The sequence below is a fragment of the Enterococcus cecorum genome (assembly GCF_052119425.1).
GTDB lineage: Bacteria > Bacillota > Bacilli > Lactobacillales > Enterococcaceae > Enterococcus_E > Enterococcus_E cecorum_C.
The window spans coordinates 70387-79248 of sequence record NZ_JBQKFH010000006.1 but is presented as its reverse complement, the minus strand read 5'-3'; the positions used below and the strand labels follow the sequence as shown (position 1 = coordinate 79248).

General features: G+C 35.6%; 8 protein-coding genes. 6 read left to right on the top strand and 2 right to left on the bottom strand.

From position 1 onward, the window contains the following. The first annotated feature begins 7 nt into the window (after positions 1-7). The gene (locus tag ACTQZM_RS02575) at positions 8-94 is read left to right on the top strand and encodes an IS3 family transposase (protein ID WP_441652815.1); all 87 of its coding nucleotides are present in this window, start codon (positions 8-10) and stop codon (positions 92-94) included. A 77-nt stretch (positions 95-171) separates the two neighbouring features. Here the strand turns inward: ACTQZM_RS02575 and ACTQZM_RS02570 are convergent, their stop codons facing one another. After that, positions 172-948 carry a MerR family transcriptional regulator gene (locus ACTQZM_RS02570; RefSeq protein ID WP_441652811.1) on the bottom strand — a complete coding sequence of 259 codons (777 nt, stop codon included), beginning with the start codon at positions 946-948 and terminating at the stop codon, positions 172-174. An 83-nt stretch (positions 949-1031) separates the two neighbouring features. Here ACTQZM_RS02570 and ACTQZM_RS02565 point away from each other — a divergent pair, with 83 nt between their 5' ends. The 5 genes from ACTQZM_RS02565 (at position 1032) to ACTQZM_RS02545 (ending at position 8385) form a co-directional block, all read left to right on the top strand. After that, positions 1032-2984 (top strand): heavy metal translocating P-type ATPase, encoded by a 1953-nt coding sequence (locus tag ACTQZM_RS02565; protein ID WP_441652810.1) that lies wholly within the window; start codon positions 1032-1034, stop codon positions 2982-2984. 128 nt (positions 2985-3112) lie between these two features. Next, positions 3113-4588, top strand: coding sequence for a ribosomal protection-like ABC-F family protein (gene abc-f / locus ACTQZM_RS02560; protein ID WP_441652809.1), 1476 nt, complete (start codon positions 3113-3115; stop codon positions 4586-4588). A gap of 99 nt (positions 4589-4687) precedes the next feature. Further along, positions 4688-5365 (top strand): hypothetical protein, encoded by a 678-nt coding sequence (locus tag ACTQZM_RS02555; protein ID WP_248624263.1) that lies wholly within the window; start codon positions 4688-4690, stop codon positions 5363-5365. 123 nt (positions 5366-5488) lie between these two features. Further along, positions 5489-6748, top strand: coding sequence for a uracil permease (uraA, locus tag ACTQZM_RS02550; RefSeq protein ID WP_216365412.1), 1260 nt, complete (start codon positions 5489-5491; stop codon positions 6746-6748). Positions 6749-6993: 245 nt separating this feature from the next. Next, positions 6994-8385 (top strand): L-cystine transporter, encoded by a 1392-nt coding sequence (locus ACTQZM_RS02545; protein WP_441652808.1) that lies wholly within the window; start codon positions 6994-6996, stop codon positions 8383-8385. 49 nt (positions 8386-8434) lie between these two features. Here the strand turns inward: ACTQZM_RS02545 and ACTQZM_RS02540 are convergent, their stop codons facing one another. After that, complete coding sequence (locus ACTQZM_RS02540) at positions 8435-8851, bottom strand: DUF4809 family protein (protein ID WP_441652807.1); 417 nt, start codon at positions 8849-8851, stop codon at positions 8435-8437. Positions 8852-8862 lie beyond the last annotated feature (11 nt).

Here is an 8862-nt window from a genome sequence, read left to right as displayed (position 1 = left end):
ACGATTTATAAAGTATTATAATGAACAACGAATAAAAGAAAAGTTAGGATGGATGAGTCCTGTTCAATATAGGCTCCATCTTTTAGCTGCATAATGAAAACGAGACGACCGGAGTCGTCTCGTAAAAAAGTCTAACTTTTGGGGGTCACCTCATTGAGTCGCGTCCTTTTTTTAGTGCATAATTTGTAGTTCTAAATGGGGATGATGCATATGGTAGGTTGCTTCAAAAGTTTCTAATATTAAGAACTGATGGAAGCCTTCTATGATTAATTGTTCTAATTGTTTGTCTAGCTCATTTTTTTGAATGTGGCAAATACAAGCTTCTTGGTTTTGTAAATGAAGGATTTGTAGGTTAGCTGTTTCTTGTGTGTGGCCTTCAATTTCTAAGACGAGATATTTTTTTAATTCTCCGTTTTGCCAACAGATAAAGCATCCCATCCGATTATAGTATTGAATATGTCTTTCTTGGATACATTCTAACATTTTTTGCAAACCAACATAATATTCGCTAGTAAAGAACTCTCCCTCAAATGGTTGTAATAAATAGTCATTATGCTCTTTAGTGACGGAAAGTTCATGGGATTGGTGAACTTGTTTAGAAATATTGATTTGATTTTGTAAATTGTGTAAGAAAGCACGGTCTTTTTGTAATTGACTTTGTTTTTCTTCTAATAGTTGTTGCATCAAGTCGATGATTTTTTGCATATCAATTTTATTGTCTTGAATCATAAATTCCTGAATATTTTTCAGTGGAATCCCATAATTTGCACACATTTTAATAATATTAACGTAGGTTACTTGATCATAGGAATAATACCGATAACGATTGGTTTCATCAATATATCGTGGGGTTAATATTTGAATTTTTTCATAATAGCGTAGGGCTTTAATGGGGATACCAGTAAATTTAGCTAGCTGATGAATGGTAAAAAGTTGAGATTTTTCCATAATAACTCTTGAGTCTCCCTTTAAGGTATAGTTTATACTATGAGTATAGCAAGGGAATTGGTAAAAAGAAAGTAGGGATTATTATGGATATTCATCATACACATCATCATGGTTGTGAACACCATCATGCACATTCTCATGAAGGACATCATCATCACCATCATCATGAATCAAAAACAGCTTTATCATTATATTTTGTGGGTATTATTTTAACTATTTTGGCGTTGATATTGCCACTTTCACCAATGTTCAAACAAGTGCTTTTTGCTTTGTCACTGTTCATTTCTGGGTATCATGTGATGTTTGAAGGAATAGAAGATACCGTTGAGAAAACAAAAATCCGTCATCGCTTAACACCTAATGCCCATGTATTGATGACATTAGCTGCGATTGGTACGGTGTTGTTAGGTGAAGCACTAGAAGGTGCAGTGTTAATTTTTATTTTTGCGGGCGTTCATTTTTTGGAAGATTATGTGGAAGGAAAGAGCCGTCGAGAAATTACCAATTTAATGTCGCTTAGTCCTAAAAAGGCTAAAAGATTAAATGCCAGTCATCAATTAGAAGAAGTGTTGGTTGAAGAATTACATGTCGGCGATTATATTCAAGTAGCCAATGGTGAACAAATCCCGATTGACGGTTTGATTATTAAAGGGATGAGTAGTATTGATGAATCCACTATCAACGGTGAATCCATCCCTCGTGAAAAACAAGTGGGCGATACCGTGTATGGTGCGACAATTAATCTTGATGCACCGCTTGTCATTCAAGTAACGAAAAAATATTCACAAACTGTCTTTGCTAAGATTGTCCAAGTCGTTTCACAAGCGCAACAAAATGTACCAAAGATTGCAACAAAAATTGATCGTTATGAGCCAGTATATGTTAATTTTGTCATTGGGATATTTATTTTATTACTACTCTTTGGATCAATGTTATTTGGGTGGAGTCGCGATGTCTTATTCAATCGTTCGTTAGTGTTCTTAGTTTCTGCTTCTCCATGTGCTTTAGCTGTTTCTGTTGTACCAGCTACTTTAAGTGCCATTTCAAGTTTGGCTAGAGCGAAAACCTTATTTAAAGGTGGCAACTACTTATATCAATTAAAAGAAGTGCAAGCCATCGCCTTTGATAAAACAGGTACCTTAACCCAAGGCAAACCGCAAGTCGTGAATTATGAGATGCAATCACGCGATGGGTTTACAAGTGAAGATTTCGTTCAATTGGCTGTTTCAATGGAAGCACAAGTCAATCATCCACTTGCCCAAGCGATTGTTTCACGTTTTTCTGACGTTGCACGATTAGAAGACATGGAAATCAAAAATGAAGTAGGTATTGGCGTCAAAGGATTCTATCAGGGAAATGAATTTTTAATTGCGAAACCGTCGCACTTTACCGCTTTAGATACCTTTTGGCAAGAAAAAGTGACAAAAAATGAAAAAGCTGGTTGTACAGTTGTCTTATTTGCGCTTAATCAAGAAGTTATTGGCTATTTTGCTCTTCAAGATTTACCAAAAGAAGAATCTGCTAAAGTCATTGCACAATTAAGAAAACAAAATATCAAATCGATTATGATTACTGGTGATGCACAGTTAACGGCACAAAGTATAGCTGATAAATTAGAAATAGATGAAGTAATCAGTGAAGTATTACCAGAGGATAAAGCTGCAATTGTGCAGAAATTGCAACAAAAATATGATTTTGTTGCAATGGTCGGTGATGGTGTCAATGATGCACCTGCTTTAGCGAAAGCCGATATTGGGATTGCTATGGGACAAGGAAGTGATATTGCCATTGAAACAGCCGATATGATTTTGATGCAAGATGAATTGCCAAATATTACGCAGGCTATTCAAGTCTCTCGCCGTTTAGAGAAAATTACCAACCAAAATATGATTTTTGCCATGCTAAGTGTGCTCTGTTTAATTGGTTTAACTTTCTTTGGACATTTATCGGTACTTGTAAGTGTTACGTTACATGAAGGAAGCACGATGCTTGTGTTGCTCAATTCATTACGTTTATTAAAATTAAGAAAGGAATGAGGATGTTGCTAGAAAGTGAAATTGTACATGTCTTACGCTATACACCATTATAAAGTCGGGAAGTGTGTAGCGTAATTACCCGCAATTCCGACTTAGATAAGCATCTATACTTACCTAGGAGGAAAAATATGTCAAATATTCAAATTTCAAATTTAAGCTTTCAGTATGAAGGTAGTTTTGATACTATTTTTGATCAAGTGAATTTACACTTAGATACTACTTGGAAATTAGGATTTATTGGCCGAAATGGACGAGGTAAAACCACCTTTTTAAAAATTTTAGCTGGACAACTACCCTATAAAGGTGAAATTCATGCTTCAGTACCAATGCTCTATTTTCCGTATGCCGTACATGATGAACAACGTACACAAATGGCCATTGAAGTCGCCCAAACAGTTAATCCACTGGCTGAAGATTGGGAGATAATTCGCGAGTTGACCTTGCTACAATTTGATATCGAACATCTTTATTTACCATATCATCAACTATCCAATGGTGAGCAGACCAAGCTTCTTTTAGCAAGTCTTTTTGCCGGAGAAGCACGCTTTTTATTAATTGATGAACCAACCAATCATTTGGATGACGAGGCAAGAGAGGCTGTAAGTCATTATTTACAACAAAAATCCGGCTTTATTCTTGTTTCGCATGATCGAAAGTTACTGGATAGCTGTATTGACCATGTTTTAGCATTAAATAAAGCTAATATCGAATTACAACAAGGAAATTTTTCCAGTTGGTATGAAAACAAAAGGCGTCAAGAGCAATTTGAAATCCAGCAAAATGAATCGCTAAAAAAAGAAATCAAGCGTTTAGATCAGAGTGCGCGCCAAAAAGCTGGGTGGTCAGACCAAGTGGAAGCAACTAAAATTGGCCATGGTGTAGCAGATCGCGGCTTTGTTGGTCATAAAGCGGCAAAAATGATGAAGCGCTCAAAAGTTCAAGAAGCGCGAATGAATCAAGCAATAGAAGATAAGAAAAAACTTTTAAAAAATGTTGAAGAAGTAGAGCAGTTAACTTTACCTATTTTAGATTTTCCTAAAAAGCGAATGATATATGTTGAAAATTTAAATATTTATTTTAATCAGCATGCCTTGTATGAAAATCCAGTCAGTTTTGAAGTCAATCAAGGGGATAGAGTGTTGATTGCTGGGAAAAATGGCTCAGGAAAATCCAGTCTTTTAAAAGTTTTATTAGGTCAACATTCTCAGTATAAAGGGACGGTCGAAATTAGTCCGCAATTAATGGTTGGTTATGTTGCGCAAGATGCTAGCCAAATAAGTGGTACCTTTAAAGAATTTGCGCAAAATCAACACTTGGATGTCACCCATTTTTTGATGCTATTACGAAAATTAGGGTTTGCACGTGAACAGTTTGAAAAAAATTTATCAGATTTGAGTGCTGGGCAAAAGAAAAAAGTGCTCTTAGCTGCCGTTTTGTGTCAACCTTGTCATCTATATATTTTTGATGAACCGTTAAATTATATTGATTTAGAGTCTAGAATGCAAATTGAAGCGATGTTATTAGCTTCTAAAGCGACCATTATTTTTGTGGAACATGATGAGGTTTTCCAAGATAAAATTGCTACAAAACGAATTGAATTATAATTTTTTAGTCCCTAGCCAAGAGAAGTATGGTTAGGGACTTGTATTTTAGATAGATATTCATTATTATAAAATTAATGTTATTCAAAAAGAGGTGCTTTTTTGAAATTTAAAGTTACACCGACAAATAAATCAATCCTTCAAGAAATATTAGATCGTTTATATTCTCATTATCCGTCTGCATTATATCTTCCAGAAACTTGTCATGTGGTTTTTCCTACGATAAAAAAATTTGATTACGATAAATTTTGCAAATTAACAAAGAAAATCTACCCAAATTTACACGCTTGCTATGATTGTCCAGCTGCTGATGTGAATGTGGCAACGGCTTTTTGTTTAGCAGTCACCGTCAAATCATTCAGCAAATTTCAAGATAAGATGGCTTTTATTTGTGAACGCCTTTCTTTGAAAATGAATGCCCTACCAACAGAAATCTATTATATCAGTACGATGATTTATTTTTTGAGTGAGAATGTGGTCGAAGGAATTCAAAGATTTTTGGATTATTTAGAAGATATTGCATGTTTTGATTATCAAATTCGTTGTAAAGAAGAATATTTGATGATATGTTATCTAGCATTAATTGACCTCAATCAGGAAAATGAGTCCTTACTAGCTATTGATTGGGAGCAGGCTGTCAAACAACCGAATCATTTGAAAATGCTGTATGCGTTTGTCCAACAATATGCACCAGATAAGATAACTACTCGTTCGCAATATGCTTCTTTTGCTTATCAAATCATTGACAACCATATTCAAAAAATTGGTGGGAAGCTTTAATTGTTAAAAGCCGAATATTTTTTCTAAAACTCATACTTTTTTGCGATTTTTACTAGTTTTTTACCAGAGTTTATGCTATCCTAACAAAGATAAAATTTTTTATCTGATAGACTAAAGGAGGCAATGATTGTGGCAGAAAGAAAAATCATTCAAGTTGAAGAAAAAGTACCATTCAAGTTGTTATTACCCCTAAGTTTACAGCATATGTTTGCAATGTTTGGTGCATCTGTTTTAGTTCCATTTATTTTTGGCATTAATCCTGCAATTGTTTTATTTATGAATGGTTTAGGAACGCTATTATTTATTTTCATTACTAAGGGTAAGGCTCCAGCTTATTTGGGATCTAGTTTTGCTTTTTTGGCACCAGCTAGTATCGTCATTTCTAAGTGGGGCTATTCTTATGCACTTGGAGGCTTTGTAGCTGTTGGTTTCTTAGGGTGCATTTTATCATTTATTATTTACAAATTTGGCTCTAATTGGATTAATGTAGTATTACCGCCAGCTGCGATGGGTCCAGTTGTAGCGCTCATTGGATTAGAATTAGCCGGGACAGCAGCTGGTAATGCGGGATTGACCGGGGATAAAATTTCTAGTGCCAACGTAACAGTCTTTTTAGTTACATTACTCGTAGCTGTATTTGGGTCTGTGATGTTTCGTAAATTTTTATCGGTTATTCCAATCTTAATCGCAATTATTGTCGGTTATATTGCCGCGGTATTTTGTGGCATAGTAGATTTTGCTCCAGTCGCTCAGGCACCGATTTTTTCACTACCAAACTTTTCGATGCCGAAGTTTAAATTAGAGGCGATTGTAACGATTATCCCGGTACTATTAGTGGTTACTTCAGAACATATCGGCCACCAAATTGTAACAAGTAAGATTGTCGAACGCGATTTATTGCAAGATCCGGGGTTACATCGGACTTTGTTTGCGGATAATTTTTCTACAATGATTTCTGGATTTATCGGTTCTGTTCCTACGACTACTTATGGTGAGAATATTGGGGTTATGGCGATGACGAGAGTTTACAGTGTTTATGTCATTGCCGGTGCGGCGGTTTTATCGATTATTAGTTCATTTATTGGTAAGATGACAACGTTAATTAGCACTATTCCTGGGCCGGTTATTGGTGGGATTTCTTTCCTACTTTATGGTATGATTGGCGCCTCGGGTATCCGTATTTTGGTGGATTCACAAGTAGACTACAGTAAATCAAGAAATATGGCGATGACTTCAGTAATTATGGTCACAGGTTTATCTGGAATTAAAGTTCAATTTGGTTCTATCCAACTAACTGGTATGGTTTTAGCTTGTGTTGTGGGAATGTTAATGGGCTTAATCTTTTATGTTTTAGATAAATTCAATCTAACCAATGATCGTTAATGAAAATGATTTTTTACGTCAGGCTTTAGGGCTTGACGTTTTTTTGCGATAAAAATATTCTATCACGAAATTTGTTTACATCAGTTTACATAAGGAAAATTTCTCCCTATACTAAAATACGTCACTAATAACGCGCGCAATTAGAGTGAACTGTTGGAGAATGGTCACTGTGGAACCTTTACTTCCTCTGATAGACTTGTCAAAAAGAAAAAGCTGATTTCAGTGTATTTAAAGGAGTGCAGAAATTGACTAATCTTATTACTTTAACGATTCTTGCCATTTTTCTGATTGGTTTAGTTGCGTTTTATCAATTACAAAAAAGACATGTGAAGTTTTCAAATCGCGTATTTAGCGGATTGTTTGCCGGAGTTATCTTCGGAGGCATTTTACAAGTGGTGTTAGGTGTTGGACATCAAAGCCTAACTACCAGTTTAGAATGGATTCAAATTGTCGGTTCAGGCTATGTGCATTTACTACAAATGTTAGTGATGCCGCTAGTATTTGTTTCTATCGTAGGGGCTTTTGTGCGAATGAAAGAAAGTAATAAAATCGGTAAAATCAGTGCCAATGTATTATTTGTCTTACTTTCAACCACAGCCATTGCGGCAACGATTGGTTCTTTGATGGTCTTAGCCTTCCATTTAGATGGGGCTACTTTTACAAAAGGTGCCGCCGAAACAGCTAGAATTACCCAATTAGCTGAGCGTCAAACCCAAGTGGAAAACCTTTCTATCCCGCAACAAATTATTTCATTTATTCCTACAAATGTTTTTGCAGATTTAGCAGGAACACGGCCAACAAGTACCATTGGCGTGGTAATCTTCTCAGCATTTGTCGGTATTAGCTATCTTGGTGTGAAAAGAAAAGCACCGAAAGAAGCAGAAACTTTTGCAAATTTGATAGAAAGTTTATATAAAATTACCATGCGAATTGTGACTTTAGTCTTGCGTTTAACTCCATATGGTGTATTTGCGTTAATGACGAATGTTTTAGCAACTAGTGATTTTGAGGCAATTATTAATCTTGGTAAATTTATCTTGGCTTCTTATAGTGCCTTAATTATTGTATTAGGGGTTCATTCATTATACTTATTAAGTGTTAGAGTGAATCCGATTACTTATTTCAAAAAAGCTTTACCTGCTTTAAGTTTTGCTTTTACATCACGTTCAAGTGCAGGGACTTTACCATTAAATATTGAAACACAAACCAAGGCTTTAGGCGTAGATGAAACCACAGCTAATTTTGCTGGTAGCTTTGGTTTATCGATTGGACAAAATGGTTGTGCAGGTGTTTATCCAGCCATGTTAGCAACCATTGTAGCACCTACAGTCGGCATTAACGTTCATAGTCTAAGTTTTATCTTGATGTTGATTGTTGTGGTAACGATTAGTTCATTTGGTGTCGCAGGTGTCGGTGGAGGCGCAACTTTTGCTTCCTTAATCGTCTTAGGTTCAATGAATTTACCAGTTGCCATTGTCGGATTAGTTATTTCTGTTGAACCTTTAATCGATATGGCTCGTACTTTGGTAAATGTCAGTGACAGCATGGTTGCCGGTGTGGTGACTAGCCATCGTATTCATGAGTTAAATCGTGATGTGTTGAATGATCAAGAAGCATTAATTGCTGCAGAAGAATAAAAAAAGAGGCTACAAAGCGTGTGAATGTACTTGCTTCGTAGCCTCTTGTTTATTTGTCGATTTCAACTAATGAAAAATGGATTTCATCAATAGCGAAAATGGTTTGCAAGATTTGGTTAATAGTAGAAAATAGTTTTTCGTTGGAGTCGTATTGATTATCAACGACTAACATTTGATTGGTTACTTGATTTTTGTAGCGCATTTGTCTTCCTAGTTTTTCCACTTCAACAAAGGTACCTGCTTTTGTTAGTCCATCTATTTCTTCACCAATCCCAACTTCTTGATAGTCTTGACGCCATTGATTAACTTGGGCGATGGTTTGAATCAAACTTTCAATATCTAAAAAGGAAAAACCAACTTCTTTATTTAAATAATCCATACTGTAGGTTTCACAACGTAAAACACCGCATGCATTACAGCCACCATCAACGTATTGATGATCAAATTTTATTACTGCATTTTCCATGGGAACACCTC

Excerpts from the sequence above, each read along its gene's own strand:
- ACTQZM_RS02570 (WP_441652811.1), bottom strand. The coding sequence starts at position 948 with ATGGAAAAATCTCAACTTTTTACCATTCATCAGCTAGCTAAATTTACT.
- ACTQZM_RS02565 (WP_441652810.1), top strand. The coding sequence starts at position 1,032 with ATGGATATTCATCATACACATCATCATGGTTGTGAACACCATCATGCA.
- abc-f (WP_441652809.1), top strand. The coding sequence starts at position 3,113 with ATGTCAAATATTCAAATTTCAAATTTAAGCTTTCAGTATGAAGGTAGT.
- uraA (WP_216365412.1), top strand. The coding sequence starts at position 5,489 with ATGATTGTGGCAGAAAGAAAAATCATTCAAGTTGAAGAAAAAGTACCA.
- ACTQZM_RS02540 (WP_441652807.1), bottom strand. The coding sequence starts at position 8,851 with ATGGAAAATGCAGTAATAAAATTTGATCATCAATACGTTGATGGTGGC.